This window comes from Streptomyces sp. NL15-2K, from assembly GCF_030551255.1.
Lineage (GTDB): Bacteria > Actinomycetota > Actinomycetes > Streptomycetales > Streptomycetaceae > Streptomyces.
In genome coordinates this window covers 486663-503693 of the sequence record NZ_CP130630.1, presented here as the reverse complement: position 1 = coordinate 503693, position 17031 = coordinate 486663, and the positions used below count along the sequence as shown (strand labels likewise).

The following is a 17031-nucleotide window of genomic DNA, read 5'->3' as shown; positions in this document are numbered from 1 at the left end:
CCAATCACTCATGCCCGTAGGGGCTACTGGAAGTCCCAGAGCTGCGGGTGCAGACCGGCCGGGTCGGTCGACTTGTTGATCTTGACCTCAGGGTTGGAGGCGTAGATCGTGCCCGTGTCCACCATCGGCACGAACCACGCCTGGTCGATGACGTACTGGTTGAGGGCCTGCTGGTCCTTGGCGGACTGCTCCGAGGTCTTGCTGGAGATCGTGTTCCAGAGCTTGTTCACCGTCGGGTCCTGCTGGTGTTCGACGTTCCAGATGCCGTCCGGCAGGACGTAGTCGGCGATGTCCTGCCGGGAGTCGGCGTAGTTCCCGAGCGCCCACATGGGCACCGGGTACTTGCCGCTGAGCAGCTCGCCGATGGCGTTCGGCCCGGACAGGGTCACCTGCTTGACCTTGATGTTGATCAGACCCAGCTGCTGCTTGACCACCGGCATCAGCGCGTCGAGGCCCTGGCCCTGCATGTAGGGCATCTCCAGGGTGAATCCCTTGGCGTAGCCCGCCTTGGCCATGAGCGCCTTGGCGGCCTCGACGTCATAGGGGTAGGGATCCTTGAGGCCATTGATACGGGCCTGCGTGCCGGCCCGGAAGATCTGCGCGGTCGGGGAGGCGAGGCCGCGGTAGAGGTTCTTGGCGATGGCTTCCTTGTCGAACACCATGTTCATCGCCCGGCGCACGTCCACGTTCCCCAGCGCCGGGACCTTCTTGCCGAGGTGATCCGTGATCAGCAGACGGGTGACCTCGCTCTTCTGCCACTGGACCTTCAGCCCGGCCGCCTCGGCCTGGCTGTAGGTCGCCTGGGTGATGAGCGAGCCGTCGATCTGGTCGGTCTTGAGCGCGTTGATCGCCGCCGTCTCGTTGGTGATCACCTTGATGACGAGCTTCTTGTACGGGAACCGCTTGGAATCCCAGTACGCGTCGTTCTTGGTGAAGGTGTACGTCGAACCGGCGGTCGTCGCCGAGGCGTCCAGCGTGTACGGGCCCGAGCCGACGGGCGCTTTGTTCGTCTTGCCGCTCGCGAGGAACCTGGGGCTGCCCATGCGCACCTCGCACAGCCGCGCGGTGAGCAGTGGGTTCGGCTTCGACAGGGTGATCTTCACGGTCGACTTGTCGGGCGTGGTGACCGTCATGTCCGCGAAACGGGCGGCGCTGCCGCCATGCTTCTTCGCGTACTCGAAGTTCGCCTTGACCGCGGCCGCGTCGACCGGGCTGCCGTCCGAGAACCTCATACCCGAGCGCAGATGGGCCGTGACGCCCATGTTGTTGGGCGCGAACGTCCAGGACGTCGCCACATCCGGCTCCGGCTGACCGTTGGCACCACAGCGAATGAGGCTGTCGTACACGGCCGAGGCCGCCCAGCCCTGGTAGGCGGGCTGGCTCGTCGGGTCCCAGCCCTGGATGTCCTGCGTCATGCCGAGAGTGAGCGTGGTCCTGGCCCCGCCCGAACTCCCGGAGGTGGTGCCCGCGCTGGTGCAGCCGGTGAGGGCTGCGAGACCGGCAAGGCTCATGGTCGTGGTCACTGCGAGAGCAGATCGAGTGGTGCGCCGCATCGGGGACTCCTTGGGATGCGAAGGAAGTGCGGCCCTGGCAGCTTGCCGGCCGGAGGGGAGATGTCGCGGGCGCCCAGAAGGAGGAGCGCGAACCGGACGAAGTGAATGTGTACAACGTTCTACGCCGCAACGTACGGAGAGCGCGAGAACCAGTCAAGGGAACGCACAGACCCTCTCGGGTAACATTTCCGCAACGCACGCGTAGCCTCGTCTTCAGATTCGCCCTTTGTTGGCCATCTGACGTGCCGTTATCTCCTTCTGGCCGACTGAGGGACAGTCGGCGACTTGCCGGCCCACGTTCGACACGCCGCCGACCCGTCACTACCCGTTCAAGACAGGCAGTGCACCGTTGCACGCAACGCCCCGCGTCCGACGCCCCCGGCCCTCACCTGCGCCGCGAGGGCGCCGCACTGGTGGTACGCACGACCAGGCGTGGCGCCACGACGTAGTGAACCGGCTGAGTTCGGCCGTTCAACCGCTCCAGCAGCAGCCGCGCGCTCACCTGGCCGGTCAGATGGCCGGACTGGTCGATCGTGGTGAGGGCGACCCGGCCGATGGCCGAGGCGTTGATGTTGTCGTAGCCCGTCACGGTGAGGTCCTCGGGAACCCGTAGGCCGCGCTCCTCCGCCGCCCGCAGGACACCGACGGCCGCGATGTCGGCCCCCGCGAAGATCGCGGTCGGCGGACTCGGCCGGTCGAGGGCCTCGACCGCCGCCAGGTACCCGCCTTCCTCCGTGTAGGAGGTCTCGATGACGTCCGGTTGCAGGCCGTGCCGTTTCATGGCGGCCACGTAGCCGTCGCGGCGGGCCGTGTGCGCGAGGACGAAGGGTCTTTTCAGGCTCCCCGTGGGATGGCTGGTGTGCACGATGCTCCTGTGCCCGAGGCCCACCAGGTGGTCCACCATGAGCCGGGCACCGCCATGGTCGTCGTCGACAACGGTGTCGAAGTGGACGGCGCCACCATGCCGTGCCACCACCACGGCCGGAAGCCCCGCGCCGAGCTGCTCCAGCCAGGCCGTGCCGATCTCCGGCGTGATGATCACAAGTCCGTCGACCTGCCGGTCCGCCAGGGCCTCGATGCTGCGCTGCTGGCGCGGGGCGACGAGCCCCCCGGTGATCAGGATCTCCTGGTACGGGCCGGGCTCCAGCTCGTCCGTGATGCCTTCGACGATCTCCGGCTGGAAGGGGTGCGACAGCGCCGCGAGCATCACGCCGATGGTGTAGGAGCGGCCCCGCATGGCGCGCGCACCTGCTTGGGGGCGGTATCCCAGCCGTTCGATGGCGGCGGTGACCTTGGCCCGCATATCAGGGCTGACGCCATAGGCGTCGCGGAGAACCTTCGACACGGCGGAGATCGAGACCTGCGCCTCCTTCGCGACGTCCTGGATCGTCACGCGTCGAGTACCGGAGGAACGCGACCCGTCCGCGGCCTGTACGACTTCCGGCTGCGTCTGCCGATCGCCCGAACTGTTCATATCGCCCCGCAGGTCGGCGTCAGCAGAGCTGTTGTCCATTCACGCCATGCTACAAGCGCAGCTGTAGATCGCCGCCTCACAGATCGATGCCTTTCGATGCGTCACCAGGTCCTTGACATGAGTTCGGGACGGTCCATACGCTCCCGATCGTAGAACGTTGCACACTACCGGCTTGTCACGCCACCACATCCGAGGCGTGCGGGCGTTCCCGAGCAGAGCGCGTGGTCGTCCGCTTCGGGCCCGGTCACCAAGTGCTCGAGAAATCTGGAGACCCGCATGGTCGTGGCTGCCGCTCCCTCCCCGCCTCGCTTCGAACACTTCACCGATGCCTCCCCGGTACGCGGCGTCGGAACCGGCTCTCCCCGACTGTCCTGGTCGGTCCCCCATGCGGACTCCGGCTACGAGCAGACCGCGTACGAGATCGAAGTGACCCGGGGCGGCATCGCCGAGAGGTACCGGGTCGACAGCACCGAGCAGATTCTCGTGCCCTGGCCCGCACGGCCGCTCGCGTCCCGGGAGTTCGCGGCCGTACGCGTGCGCGTCGCCCACAAGGAGGAGTGGAGCGACTGGAGCGGACGCGCCGTGGTGGAGACGGGCCTGCTCGATACGGGCGACTGGACGGCGTCCTTCATCAGCCCGGTCGGCATCGGTGGCCTGCGCATGCCCGCCCCCGTGCTCTCCGGCACCCTCCATGTTCCGGGCGATGTGCACAAGGCCCGCCTCTACGTCACCGCGCGGGGTCTGTACGCCGGCACGCTCAACGGTCTGCGGGTCGGGGACGCCGTCCTCACCCCGGGCTGGACGGCGTACGCCCACCGGCTCCGCTATCACACGCACGACGTGACGGAGCTGGTGCGCAGCGGCGACAACACGCTGGACTTCCTGCTGGGCAATGGCTGGTACCGGGGCCGCCTGGGCTTCCGCGGCGAGCGCGCGCAGTACGGCGACCGGCTCGCGCTGCTGGCCCAACTCGAGGTCACGACCACCGACGGCCAGGTACACGTCCTGGCCACGGACGGCTCCTGGACGGCACGCGAGAGCGAGGTCCTGGCCGATGACCTCTACGACGGCCAGCGCACCGATCTGCGCCGCCGGGGCCGTGACTGGCGGCCCGCCACCGGCGCGGTGGAGGTGGTCGACAGCGACCTGAACCGGCTCGTCGCACCGGAGGGACCGCCCATTCGGGTGGGCCACATGTTGTCGGCCCAGAAGGTGTGGACCTCACCCGCCGGGCGCACCCTGGTCGACTTCGGGCAGAACGCCGTGGGGTGGGTACGACTGCGCGTCCGCGGCCTGGCGGCCGGCAGCGAGGTCGTCGTGCGGCACGCCGAGGTGCTCGAACACGGGGAACTCGGCACGCGGCCCCTGCGCACGGCCGAGGCGACCGACAGCTACCTCGTGGCGGGCACCGGAGAGGAGGTGCTCGAACCCATGCTCACCTTCCACGGCTTCCGGTACGCGGAGGTGTCCGGGGTCCCCGGTCTGCGCCCCGAGGACATCGAGGCCGTGGTGATCTCGTCGGACCTGCGGCGCACGGGCTGGTTCCGCTCCTCCCACGCACTGCTCAACCGGTTCCACGAGAACGTGGTGTGGGGCACCCGCGGCAACTTCGTCGACGTGCCCACCGACTGCCCCCAGCGCGACGAGCGGCTCGGCTGGACCGGTGACATCCAGATCTTCACGCCGACCGCGGCCTTCCTCTTCGACGTCGGCGGTTTCCTCGGCTCCTGGCTGGCGGACCTCGCCGCCGAACAACGGCCGGACGGGTCGGTGCCCTTCGTGATTCCGGACGTCCTGCACGACGCCTCGCCGGCCGCGGCAGCCTGGGGAGACGCCGCCGTGGTGGTCCCCTGGGTGCTGTATCAGCGCACCGGCGACCAAGGCGTACTGGAGCGCCAACTGCCCAGTATGCGCGCCTGGGTCGACAAGGCGGCGTCCCTGGCCGGGCCGGACCGGCTGTGGACCGGCGGGTTCCAGTTCGGCGACTGGCTCGACCCGTCCGCGCCGCCGGAGGCGCCGGGGCGAGGCAAGGCGGACCCCGACGTGGTCGCCACCGCGCATCTGGCGCACTCCGCCCGGCTGGTGGCCGAGGCCGCCCGGGTGCTGGGCCGGCAGGACGAGGCCGACCGGTACGCGGCACTGGCCGAGGAGGTCCGCCGGGCCTTCAACCGCGCCTACGTCACCTCCGCCGGTCGTGTTCTCTCCGACGCGCCGACCGTCTACGCCCTCGCGATCGCCTGGGACCTGCTGCCCGACGAGGGGCAGCGCGAGCGGGCCGGCCGGCGGCTCGCCGACCTGGTGCGCGCCGGCGGATTCCGAATCAGCACCGGCTTCGTGGGAACCCCCCTGGTCACCGATGCGCTGTCGGCCACCGGACACGTCGACGTCGCCTACCGCCTGCTGCTGCAGACCGGATGCCCGTCGTGGCTGTACCCGGTGACCATGGGGGCGACGACCGTGTGGGAACGCTGGGACAGCATGCTGCCCGACGGCAGCATCAACCCCGGTGAGATGACCTCGTTCAACCACTACGCGCTCGGCGCGGTCGCGGACTGGATGCACCGCCAGGTGGCCGGTCTCGCCCCGGCCGCGCCGGGCTACCGCACCATCCTGGTGCGACCGCGCCCATGGGGAGCGCTGACCTCCGCGTCGGCGCGGCACATCACCCCGTACGGAGAGGCCGGCGTCCACTGGGAGCGGGCCGACGGCGAGTTCCGACTGGACGTGCGGGTGCCGGTGGGGACGACTGCTGAGGTGCAGTTGCCCGGTGACACCGATCCGGTCCAGGTGGGCCACGGCCAACACCGGTGGGTGGTGCCCGATCCCGCCGGGCCGCCGGTAGGGCCGCCGGCCGACCGCACCGTCCGGGACGTTCTGGATGATCCCGAGACCTGGGCCGCGGTGGTCGGCGCCGCAGTGGAGACCGGGCTGGCTCCGCAGGGCGAGACCCAGGTCGCGGCAGCGCTCGCCAGCCGGCTCGACGCCCCGGCCGCCGACATCGCCGACGCACTCGTTCCGCAGGATCTGCATCCCGGTGCGGAGGCCTTCCACCGGGCCGTGCACACGATCCTGGATCCGATCTCCGCCTGATGCACCGGAGCAGTCGCACACGCACCACCCGAGCGATGGGCCGTGCCAAAGCGTTCGCAACACAACAGGAGTTGCCCGCCTATGCCTACGCAGGACCACCGTGACGCCGGTCTGTCCGCGAACGTTCGTGCCGAGCTACTGCTGCGGGAGATGACACTGGAGGAGAAGGTCGACCAGCTGTCCGCGGAGTGGCCGTGGAACCTGGTGCGGGCGGACGGCTCCGACGCGCAGGGCGCGGAACACGTGCTCAAGCGGGCGCCCGGGCATGTCGCGGGCCTGACCGCCGACGATCCGCAGCGGCTCGCGCGCCTGGCCGGAGCGATTCAGCGCCAGTACGTGACACGTACCCGGCTCGGCATCCCGGCTCTGATCCACCAGGAGGCACTCAGCGGCTTCCTCGCCGGCGGCCACATGGTGTTCCCCACCGGCACCGGACTGGCGGCGGCATGGAGCCCGGAGCTGGTCGAGGAGATGGCCGGCCTGGTCCGCCGGCAGATGCGGCGGGTGGGTTTCCGGCAGGCACTGTCCCCCGTGATGGACGTCGCGCTCGACCCGCGCTGGGGACGGGTGCACGAGACGTACGGCGAGGACCCGTACCTGGCCGCCGCGATGAGCGTCGCCTACACCCGCGGTCTGCAGGGCGAGGACCTGGCCGACGGGGTCATCGCCACCGCCAAGCATTTCCTGGGGTACGGGCTTGCCTCGGGCGGCATCAACCTGTCCGCGTACGAGGGCGGCGCGCGGCGCACCCGGGACCTGTTCGCCTGTCCCTTCGAGGCATCGATCCAGCTGGCCGGGCTGCGGTCCGTGATGAACGCGTACGCGGACGTGGACGGGGTCCCCGCCGGTGTCTCGCGTGAGGTGCTCACCGACCTCCTGCGCGGAGAACTGGGCTTCGAAGGGTTCGTGTCCTCGGACTACATGACGCTGGAACACGTCGTGAGTCGTCAGCACGCCGCTGCCACCCCCGGTGAGGCGGGCCGGCTGGCCATCATCGCCGGGCTCGACGTGGAGCTGCCCAAGGCCTACGGCTACGGAGACGCCCTCGTCGCCGAGGTGGAGCGCGGTGCCCTCGACGTGAAGGACGTGGACGTCTGCGTCCTGCGGGTGCTGCGGGCCAAGTTCGAACTCGGCCTCTTCGAGAACCCGTATCCCGTGGAGCGCGTCGACCTGGACGCCACCAGGGCCGAGGGCGGGCCCCTGTCCCGCGAACTGGCCCGGCGCGCCGTGGTCCTCGCCAAGAACGACGGGCTGCTGCCGCTGTCCCCGGGCGAGCTCGCCGTCGCCGTGATCGGGCCGCACGCCGATGTCACCGCCCCGCATTTCCCCACCTACACCTATCCGGCCTGGCGCGAGATGACGCTGCGCATGGCGCAGGGAGAGCTCGGCAACCAGGTCGGGATCGAGCCCGGCATGGACTCGTGGAACGACGAGTTGTTCCCACCGGTCGAACAGGAGACGTACCTCCGCGAGCGCTACGGCGCCCGCACCCTCGCCGACGCCGTCTCGGACTTCGCCTCCGCGGTGCTGGTGGAACAGGGGAGCACGCTGACGTCCGCTCCCGGCCCGGAGGCACTGGACCGGGCGGTCGACACCGCACGCCGCAGCGACGTCGTGGTGCTCGCGCTCGGCGGGGCGAGCCTGTGGTTCACCGGCGAGCGCACCGAGGGCGAGGCCAGTGACTCGGCGGACATCTCACTGCCACCCGCGCAGGTCGCGCTGGCCGAGGCGGTGGCCGCCACCGGCAAGCCGATCGTGGTCGTGCTCGTCCAGGGACGTGCCTACGCCCTGCCGGAGGCGGTGCGCAACGCCGCGGCCGTCGTGGTGGCGCCGTACGGCGGGCCGTTCGGGCCGAGTGCGATCGCCGAGGTCCTGTTCGGCGCGGTCAACCCCAGCGGGAAGCTGCCGTACAGCATTCCCCGGCACACCGGCCAGATCCCGGTCTACCACCACCAGCACGCCGGCACCGGCTACCGCAACCCGCTGCCGCCGGGCGTGGACCGGCTCTACCTGGACCTGGAAGCGACCCCGCAGTACCCGTTCGGCCACGGCCTGAGCTACACCGACTTCGCCCTCGGCGACTTGTCGGGCGACACGCGGATCGACATGGACGGCAGCGCGCGGATCAGCGCGACGGTCACCAACACGGGCGCCGCCGCCGGCACCGCCGTCCTTCAGCTCTACGTACGCGCCGGCGCCTTGGGCGTCACCCGCCCGGCTCAGCAGCTGGCGGGCTTCGCCCGGGTCGAGCTGGCGGCGGGGGAGAGCCGCCGTGTCACCTTCCGCCTGGCGGCGGGCCAGCTGGGACACACCACGCTCGCGCGCGACTTCGCCGTCGAACCCGGGCAGGTCGAGTACTTCCTCGGCTTCGACTCCGACGACCACCGGCTGAGCGGATCCTTCGGGCTGGTGGGGGAGCGCAGGGTACTGACGAGCGCGCAGCGGTCCTTCCTCTCCGAGGTACGGCTCGAACGTGTCTGATCCGGAATCCGTACCGACCCCAAGGAACTCCTCGTGGATCTGCCCAACCCCCTGATCCCGGGCTTCAACCCGGACCCCAGCTGTGTCCTCGTCGACGGCACGTACTACATGGTCACCTCGTCGTTCGAGTACCTGCCGGCGCTGCCGGTCCACCGGAGCACCGACTTCGTCGCCTGGGAGCACATCGGCAACGTCGCCCCTCGCGAGGAGCAGGTCCGGCTCGCGCACACCCCTTCGAACGCGGGCGTATGGGCCCCCACCATCCGCTACCACGAGGGTCTCTTCCACGTCATCGTCACCGTGACCGCCAGTCCGCGTGGCTGCGTCGTGTTCACCGCGGCCGACCCGGCCGGCCCGTGGAGCGACGGAACCTCCCTTGACGGCATCCACGGCATCGACCCCGACCTGGCGTGGGACGAGCACGGCACCGCGTACGTCACCTTCAGCGGCCTGCATCTGGACGGTGTCCGGGTGGTGTCGAACCGGGGCATCCTCCAGGCGAGGGTCGATCTGGCGACGGGCAGGGTGCTGGAGGAGCCGCGCGAGCTGTGGTCCGGCACGGGCCTGGTCGCGCCCGAGGCGCCGCACCTCTACCACCGCGACGGCCAGTGGTATCTGCTGATCGCCGAGGGCGGCACCGGCTACGGACACTCGGTGAGCATCGCGCGCGGCCCGAGCATCGAGGGGCCCTTCGAGGGCGCCCCGCACAACCCGGTCCTCAGCGCCTCCGGCACCGCCCGGCCCGTCCAGTGCACCGGCCATGCCGACCTGGTCCGGGGACCGCACGGCGAGGACCTGCTCGTACTGCTCGGTACCCGGACGGCAGGCCGGACGTCCCCGCTGGGCCGGGAGACCTACGTGACCACCGTGGAGTGGGCCGACGGCTGGCCGTACGCGGCTCCCGTCCCCCTCGCCCCGCGTACCGAACCGCTCGACGAGTACTTCACTTTCACCGATCCGACGGCCCTGGCGGATCCCGGCTGGCTGGCGGTGGGCCGGGCCCCCGAGTCGGTGGCGTCCCTCGGGCGGCGCCCCGGCCATCTCACCCTCAGCGCACAGTCCGGGGGCATCGACGCCTTCCGTCCGGACTTCGTGGGCCGCCGCCAGCGCCATGTGACCAGTGTCGTGGAGACCCGGATCGCCCCGGCCGACGGCCGAGGCGGACTCGGTATCCGTCTGGAGGAGGAGTCCACCATCGCCCTGGTCGCCGAGCGGGCACCGGCCGGGAACTGGATCCGGGTCACGGGCCGGGCGGCCCTGCCGACGCTGGTCAGCACCTGGAGCACCGAGGTGGCCGGCGACGAGGTCGTGCTCCGCATCGCCACCGAGGCTCCCCGGGAGGGCAGGGCGCCCTGGCTGCCGTCCGGCGACACCATCCGGCTCGACGTCGTGGACGCGGCGGGCGTCGAGACACGGCTGGCCGAGTTCGACGGCCGGTTCTGGTCGGTCGAGACCGCCGTGCCCTTCACCGGCCGTGTCACCGGCATGTTCGCCGAGCACGGCACCGTGCACTTCGCCGACTTCCGCTACCACGGGGAGGACGCCGCATGACAGACAGAGAGGCCACCATGACACGCATCCCGTTCAACGCCGACTGGACGGTGAAGCCGAAGGTCAGCGGCTTCTCCGACCTCTTGGGCGGAGAAGCCGCCGCGCGGCCCGTCGTGCTCCCGCACGACGCCATGCTGTCGCTGCCGCGCTCCGAAACGGACAGCGAAGGGCCCTCCACCGGCTACTACCCCGGCGGTGTGGTCGAGTACGGCAAGGAACTGTTCGTGCCCGAGGAGTGGCGTCGCAAGCGGGTCACGGTCGAGTTCGAGGCCGTCTACCGGGACGCCATGATCTTCGTCAACGGCTCCTTCGCCGGGCAGCGACGCAACGGCTACACCGGCTTCCATGTGCCCTTGGACCCCTACCTGCGCCACGGGCAGACGAACACCATCCGGGTCGAGGCGCGGGCTCACCAGGATTCGCGCTGGTATTCGGGCCTGGGCATCCACCGTGACACCTACTTGCATGTGACGGATCTCGTCCACCTCGCCGCCGACGGCGTGCGGGTCCTGACACCGGAGGCGGACAGCGAAGGGGCCGTGGTCGAGATCGCCGCGACCATCCGCAACGAGGACGTCAACACCCGGACCGTGTCCCTCCACACCGAGCTGCGGGACCAGCTGGGCGTACAGATCGCGGCAGATGTCACACCCCTCACCATCACGCCCGGCACGACCACCGTGTCGCGTACCCGGCTCTACGTCCCCGAGCCCCACCTCTGGGGAGTCGACCACCCCTACCTGTACCGGGCGACGGTCGGGCTGCGCGACGGGGACGCCCAACTCGAGACAACCTCGGTCAACGTCGGCATCCGCACTCTTCGGCTGGACCCGCGGCACGGGCTGCGGATCAACGGCCGGACCGTGAAACTGCGCGGGGCGTGCATCCACCACGACAACGGCCCGCTCGGCGCGGCGGCGATCGGGCGCGCGGACGAGCGCCGCGTCGAGATCCTCAAGGCCGCCGGATTCAACGCCGTCCGCAGTTCGCACAACCCGGCCGGACCCGCCCTGCTGGACGCCTGCGACCGGCTCGGGATGCTCGTCGTGGACGAGGCGTTCGACATGTGGTTCGAGGCCATGAAGCCCTTCGACTACTCCTTGGACTTCCCCGAATGGTGGGAGCGGGACGTGGAGGCCATGGTCGCCAAGTGCTTCAACCATCCCAGCGTCATCATGTACTCCATCGGCAACGAGGTCCCCGAAGCCGGTTCCGGACTGGGCGGTGCGTGGGGGCGCCGGATGACGGAGAAGATCCGCGCTCTGGACGGCACCCGCTTCGTCACCAACGCGGTCAGCAGCTTCTGGGCCGTCAGCACCGAGATCATCGACGACTTCAAGCAGGAGGTCTCGGCGCTGCACGCCCGCGGCATCAACGACGTCATGAACGCGATGACGGAGATCTTCGACCGCATCACCACCTCGGAACTCGTCACCCAGCGCACCGCCGAATCCCACGCGGCCGTCGACGTGGCCGGTCTCAACTACGCCGAGGAACGGTATGGCTCCGACGGAGAGAGGTTCCCGAACCGGGTCGTCCTCGGCACCGAGACCAATCCGCGGAACATCGCGCGGATCTGGCCTCTGGTGCGAGACCTGCCGCATGTGATCGGGGACTTCACCTGGACCGGGTGGGACTACCTCGGTGAGGTCGGGCTCGGGCGGACCGACTACACCGAGGATCCGGCGGTACGCGGCGGCGGCGACCCCGAGTACCCCTGGCTGCTCGCCTGGTGCGGCGACATCGACATCACCGGACACCGCCGCCCGGCCTCCTACTACCGGGAGACCGTGTTCGGGCTGCGGCACGAGCCGTACATCGCCGTCTTCCGCCCCCAGCACCACGGCGAGCGCCGTCTGGAGATGCAGTGGGCGTGGACGGACACGGTCGCGGGCTGGTCCTGGAACGTGGCACCGGGCTCGCCGGTCGAGGTCGAGGTGTACAGCGCCGCCGACGAGGTCGAACTGCTGCTCAACGGCAAGCCGGTGGGCCGGCGGCCGGTCGGACCGCAGCATGAGTACCGGGTGCGCTTCGACCTGGAGTATCACCCCGGCGAGCTGACGGCCGTCGCGTACGACGACGGTGTGGAGCGGTCACGGGTGAGCCTGCGGACGGCGGGGGACGCCCGCCTCCACGTCGAGGCCGATCGCCGGTCGCTGACCGCGGACCATCGCGAACTGGCCTACGTCACCATCGAGCTCCGTGACGACGACGGCAACCTGGCTCACGACGACGACCGTGTGGTGGAGGTCCAGGTCACGGGTTGCGGGGTGCTTCAGGCGCTCGGCAGCGCCCGGCCCGTCACCGTGGAGCGCTTCGACGCGGCACGACGTACCACTTTCGACGGACGCGCCCTCGCCGTCGTCCGCCCGACCTCCCCCGGCCCCATCCGTGTTCTGGTCACCAGTGACGGGCTGGACCCCGTCACCGTGGAGCTCGAAGCGAGCGCCCCCGCCGACGACGGGCGCTGACGCCGAGAAGCACCTCTCCACACCCGGCGGCCGCTCCCGCACCCATCATCCGACCGAAGGAACGACACCCCATGACCAGCGACGACTTCCGCGACGCCCGTCTGCCCGCCGACGAGCGGGCCACGCTGCTGCTGCGGGAGCTGACGGTCGAGGAGAAATGCCATCAGCTGGTCTCCGTCATGCCCTGGACCCTGGTCCGTGCCGACGGTTCGGACTCCGACGAAGCCGAAGACTGGCTCAGCCACCCGCCGGGGCACGTCGCCCAGCTGATCACCGACACCCCGGCGAAACTGGCGCACCTGGTGGAAAGCATCCAGCGGCAGGCCGTGGAACGCACCCGGCTCGGCATCCCCGTCCTCTTCCACCAAGAGGCGCTCAGCGGCTTCCTCGCCGGCGGACACATGTCCTTCCCCACCGGCACCGGCCTGGCGGCTGCCTGGAGCCCGGAGCTGGTCCAGCAGATGACGGAACTGATCCGCCGACAGATGATCCGCACCGGCGTGCGGCACGCACTGTCCCCCGTCATGGACGTTGCACTCGACCCGCGGTGGGGCCGGGTGCACGAGACCTACGGTGAGGACCCCTACCTCTGTGCCGCACTCAGCGTCGCATTCACCCGCGGCCTGCAGGGCGACGACCTGAGCCGGGGCGTCCTCGCGACGGGCAAGCACTTCCTCGGCTACGCCCTGCCCGTCGGCGGGGTCAACACGTCGGCGTACGAGGGCGGCATGCGGCAGACCCGGGACCTCTTCGCCTACCCCTTCGAGGCCGCGATCCGGCTCGCCGGTCTGCGCTCGGTGATGAACTCCTACGCGGACGTGGACGGCATCCCCGTGGGCGCCTCCCGGGAGGTGCTCACCGACCTGCTGCGCGGGGTCCTCGGCTTCGACGGCTTCGTCTCCTCGGACTACACGACCCTGGACCAGCTGGTCGGCCGTCAGCGGGTGGCGGACACCGCCGGAGAGGCGGCATGCCTCGCGATCGCCGCCGGCCTCGACGTCGAGATGCCCAAGCCGTACGGCTACGGCCAGGTGCTCGCCGAGGAGGTCAGGCGGGGCAACGCGGACATCGCCGACGTCGACACCAGCGTCTGGCGGGTCCTGCGGGCCAAGTTCGAACTCGGGCTCTTCGAGAACCCGTATCCGGCGCAGCACATCGACGTGGCCGCGGTGGCGGCCGAGGGTACCGAGCTGTCGCGGGAGCTGGCCCGGCGTTCGGTGGTGCTGGCGAAGAACGACGGGATCCTCCCACTCGCCAAGGGACTGAACGTCGCGGTGATCGGACCGCACGCCGACGCCGCGAAGCTCCAGTTCGCGACCTACACCTACGCGTCGTGGCGGGAGGCGACGGACGCCGTGCTGAGCGGGGAACTCGGCAACATGCTCGGCTCGGACGACGTCACCACTCCCTGGTACAAGGGGCTCCTGGCGCCGGTCGAGCCGGAGGAGCTGGTCCACGAGCGGTTCGGTGCCCGCTCGATCGCGGCGGAGATCACCGACTACGCCGGGCAGGTACGGACCGAACAGGGCACCAGGCTGACACGGTCGCTGGGCGAGGACGCCGTCGCACGCGCGGTGGAGATCGCCCGGGAGTCGGAGGTCGTGGTACTCGCCCTCGGCGGTGCGAGCCTGTGGTTCACCGGCGAGCGCACCGAAGGGGAGGCCAGCGACACGGCGGACATCTCACTGCCGGCTGCGCAGACCCGGCTCGCCGAGGCCGTGGCGGCCACCGGCAAGCCGATCGTCGTCGTACTCGTACAGGGACGCGCCTACGCGCTGCCCGAGGTGGTCCGGAGTGCTCCGGCGATCGTCATGGCGTCCTACGGCGGGCCGTTCGGGCCGAAGGCGATTGCCGAAGTTCTCTTCGGCGCGATCAACCCCAGCGGCAAGCTGCCCTACAGCATTCCCCGCCATTCCGGTCAGATCCCCGTCCACCACCACCAGAAGGCCGGCTCCGGCTACCGCAATCCACTACCGCCGAGCGTCGGCCGACACTACCTGGACCTGGAGGCCACGCCGCTCTACCCCTTCGCGCACGGCCTGAGCTACACCGACTTCACCCTCCACGGCCTCTCACACGATGCACAGGTCGACACCGACGCAGCAGCCCGGATCGCTCTCACCGTCACCAACTCCGGCCCGGTGACGGGCGCCACCGTCGTCCAGCTCTACGTCCGGGTCAACGCCAAGGGCGTCACCCGGCCCGCACAGCAGTTGGCCGGCTTCTTCCGCGTCGAGGCGGCGCCGGGCGAATCCCTGCGCGTTACCTTTCGCCTCTCCGCCGCTCAACTCGGCCACACCGACGCCGCCCGGAACTTCGCGGTCGAACCCGCTCGCATCGACTTCTTCCTCGGCCTCGACTCCGACGACCGCCGCGTCGAGGGCTCCTTCGATCTGGTCGGCGAGCCCCGTGTGCTCTCGAGCGCCGAACGTGCCTTCCTGTCCGAGGCGTCGTCCGGGACATCGGTACGCACAACCCCGATGAAGGAGATTTGATGCCCTACGGTCCCCGATCCGTCCTTGCCGACGTACTCCGCAACCCGCAGGCCGAGTCCGTGGTCCGCACGTACATGCCCGGCGTCGAGAACGAACCGATGCGGGCGACGCTCCTGCGGGGACGCCTGGAGCTGGTGACCGCCATGGTGCAGCCCCTCCGGGTCGACCCTGTCGCCCGTGAGGCCTTCTACGCCGAGCTGGCAACGGTGGAGGAGACGGTGGTCGAGGAGCCGCCCGCCGAGCCGGAGGTGGTGCCGTCCGCCGACTACGAGTCCGCCGACGTGCCGACCGGCAGCGCCCGACTCGTCCGGCGCAGCACGGTCCGGCGGTGGCGGACGTTCGAACTGGAACTGCACGGCCCGGCACACGGAAACCCGTTCACCGAGGTCGAGCTGCGGGCCGTTTTCCGGCACGGGGAGCGGACCCTGACCGCGTACGGCTTCTACGACGGTGACGGGGTGTACCGGATCCGGTTCATGCCGGACGAGGAAGGCGACTGGTCCTTCCGCACGTCGAGCAATGCCCGCTCGCTGGATGGGATCACGGGCGGATTCCCCTGTGCTCCGGCGGGTCCTGACGACCACGGCCCGGTCCGAGTGAACGACCGCTTCCACTTCCGCCACGCCGACGGCACCCGGATCCTCCCGCTGGGGACCACCGCCTACGCCTGGACGAACCAGGGTGACGACCTGGAGAAGCAGACCCTGCAGACCCTGGCGGACACCCCGTTCAACAAGATCAGGATGTGCGTCCTGCCCAAATCGTTCGTCTACAGCACGAACGAGCCGCCCCGCTATCCCTTCGAGGGCTCGCCGGAGACCGGCTGGGACTTCCAGCGACCCGACCCCGCCTACTTCCGCCACCTCGAGCAGCGCATCGAGCAGCTCGGCGATCTGGGCATCGAGGCCGACCTCATCCTGTTCCACCCCTACGACCGCTGGGGCTTCTCGGACATGGGTCCGACCGCCGACGACCGGTATCTGCGCTACGTGGTCGCCCGGCTCTCCGCCCACGCCAACGTCTGGTGGTCGCTCGCCAATGAATACGACTGCATGTTCTCCAAGGACGCGGCCCACTGGCCCCGCTCCGCTGCCGTGATCCGCGAGCGGGATCCCCACGATCACCTCATGAGCGTGCACAACTGGGTGGAGCTCTACGACAACGGTGCCGACTGGGTCACCCACTCCAGCATCCAGCGCGGCCCCGAGGACACCCGTGTCTGGCGCGAGCAGTGGGGCAAGCCCGTCACCCTCGACGAGATGGGCTACGAAGGGAACATCGACTGGGGCTGGGGCAACCTCACACCCCAGGAGATGGTCCGCCGCTGCTGGGACGGTGTGGTGCGCGGCGGATACGTCACCCACGGGGAGTGCTACCTGGCCGACGGCGACGTCCTGTGGTGGGCGAAGGGCGGCACGCTCAAGGGTGACAGCACGCCCCGCCTGGAGTTCCTGCGCACGATCCTGGAGCAGACCCCTCAGGACGCCGCCGGCATCGACCCGCTGCCCTCGGAGTTCGACTTCCCGGCCGGTGGGGTCGAAAACCGCTACCACCTCACCTACTTCGGCGCGGCGCAGCCCGGTGCGCGCTCGTTCACACTCCGACCGGGAACCAGCTACCGCGCCGAGATCATCGACACCTGGAACATGACGGTCACCGAGCTGCCCAACACCTATGAGGGCGAGTTCACCCTCACGCTGCCGGGGCGACCGTACATCGCGGTCCGCCTGACGGCTGTGGAGGGAAAGAAGGAGTGACATCACTCCGGGAAGTGTGCCGAGGCCACCAGGACCGGCCGCGGATCCAAATGGGGCGACGACGGCACGAACCAGATGCGGTGGTGGTGTTCGCCGCGTCCGTGCACGACAACGCCGCCGACATCGCGCTGCTGGTAGTCATTGCCTACCAGTCGGGCT

At 70.0% G+C, this 17031-nt stretch carries 8 protein-coding genes; 6 read left to right on the top strand and 2 right to left on the bottom strand.

Translation table 11 applies throughout. The features are described 5' to 3' along the window. Positions 1 to 23: 23 nt before the first annotated feature. Both Q4V64_RS02120 and Q4V64_RS02115 read right to left on the bottom strand, forming a co-directional pair. The gene (locus Q4V64_RS02120) at positions 24 to 1553 is read right to left on the bottom strand and encodes an ABC transporter substrate-binding protein (protein WP_253266642.1); all 1530 of its coding nucleotides are present in this window, start codon (positions 1551 to 1553) and stop codon (positions 24 to 26) included. Positions 1554 to 1938: 385 nt separating this feature from the next. Continuing rightward, positions 1939 to 3066 (bottom strand): LacI family DNA-binding transcriptional regulator, encoded by a 1128-nt coding sequence (locus Q4V64_RS02115; RefSeq protein ID WP_303708828.1) that lies wholly within the window; start codon positions 3064 to 3066, stop codon positions 1939 to 1941. A gap of 237 nt (positions 3067 to 3303) precedes the next feature. Here Q4V64_RS02115 and Q4V64_RS02110 point away from each other — a divergent pair, with 237 nt between their 5' ends. From Q4V64_RS02110 to Q4V64_RS02085, 6 genes are all read left to right on the top strand, one after another. Further along, positions 3304 to 6117, top strand: a complete 2814-nt coding sequence (locus tag Q4V64_RS02110; RefSeq protein ID WP_172628951.1) for a family 78 glycoside hydrolase catalytic domain — start codon at positions 3304 to 3306, stop codon at positions 6115 to 6117. An 81-nt stretch (positions 6118 to 6198) separates the two neighbouring features. Next, complete coding sequence (locus tag Q4V64_RS02105) at positions 6199 to 8598, top strand: glycoside hydrolase family 3 N-terminal domain-containing protein (protein WP_124436868.1); 2400 nt, start codon at positions 6199 to 6201, stop codon at positions 8596 to 8598. A 33-nt stretch (positions 8599 to 8631) separates the two neighbouring features. Continuing rightward, a complete protein-coding gene (locus Q4V64_RS02100) occupies positions 8632 to 10149 on the top strand; it encodes a glycoside hydrolase family 43 protein (RefSeq protein WP_124436867.1) in 1518 nt (505 codons plus the stop codon). Then, positions 10146 to 12620, top strand: coding sequence for a glycoside hydrolase family 2 TIM barrel-domain containing protein (locus tag Q4V64_RS02095; RefSeq protein WP_253266641.1), 2475 nt, complete (start codon positions 10146 to 10148; stop codon positions 12618 to 12620). The genes Q4V64_RS02100 and Q4V64_RS02095 overlap by 4 nt, the downstream gene beginning before the upstream one ends. Positions 12621 to 12691: 71 nt before the next feature. After that, entirely contained in the window at positions 12692 to 15115 is a 2424-nt protein-coding gene (locus Q4V64_RS02090) for a glycoside hydrolase family 3 N-terminal domain-containing protein (protein ID WP_124436866.1), read from the top strand. After that, positions 15115 to 16872 carry a DUF5060 domain-containing protein gene (locus Q4V64_RS02085; RefSeq protein ID WP_124436865.1) on the top strand — a complete coding sequence of 586 codons (1758 nt, stop codon included), beginning with the start codon at positions 15115 to 15117 and terminating at the stop codon, positions 16870 to 16872. The genes Q4V64_RS02090 and Q4V64_RS02085 overlap by 1 nt, the downstream gene beginning before the upstream one ends. Positions 16873 to 17031: the final 159 nt, after the last annotated feature.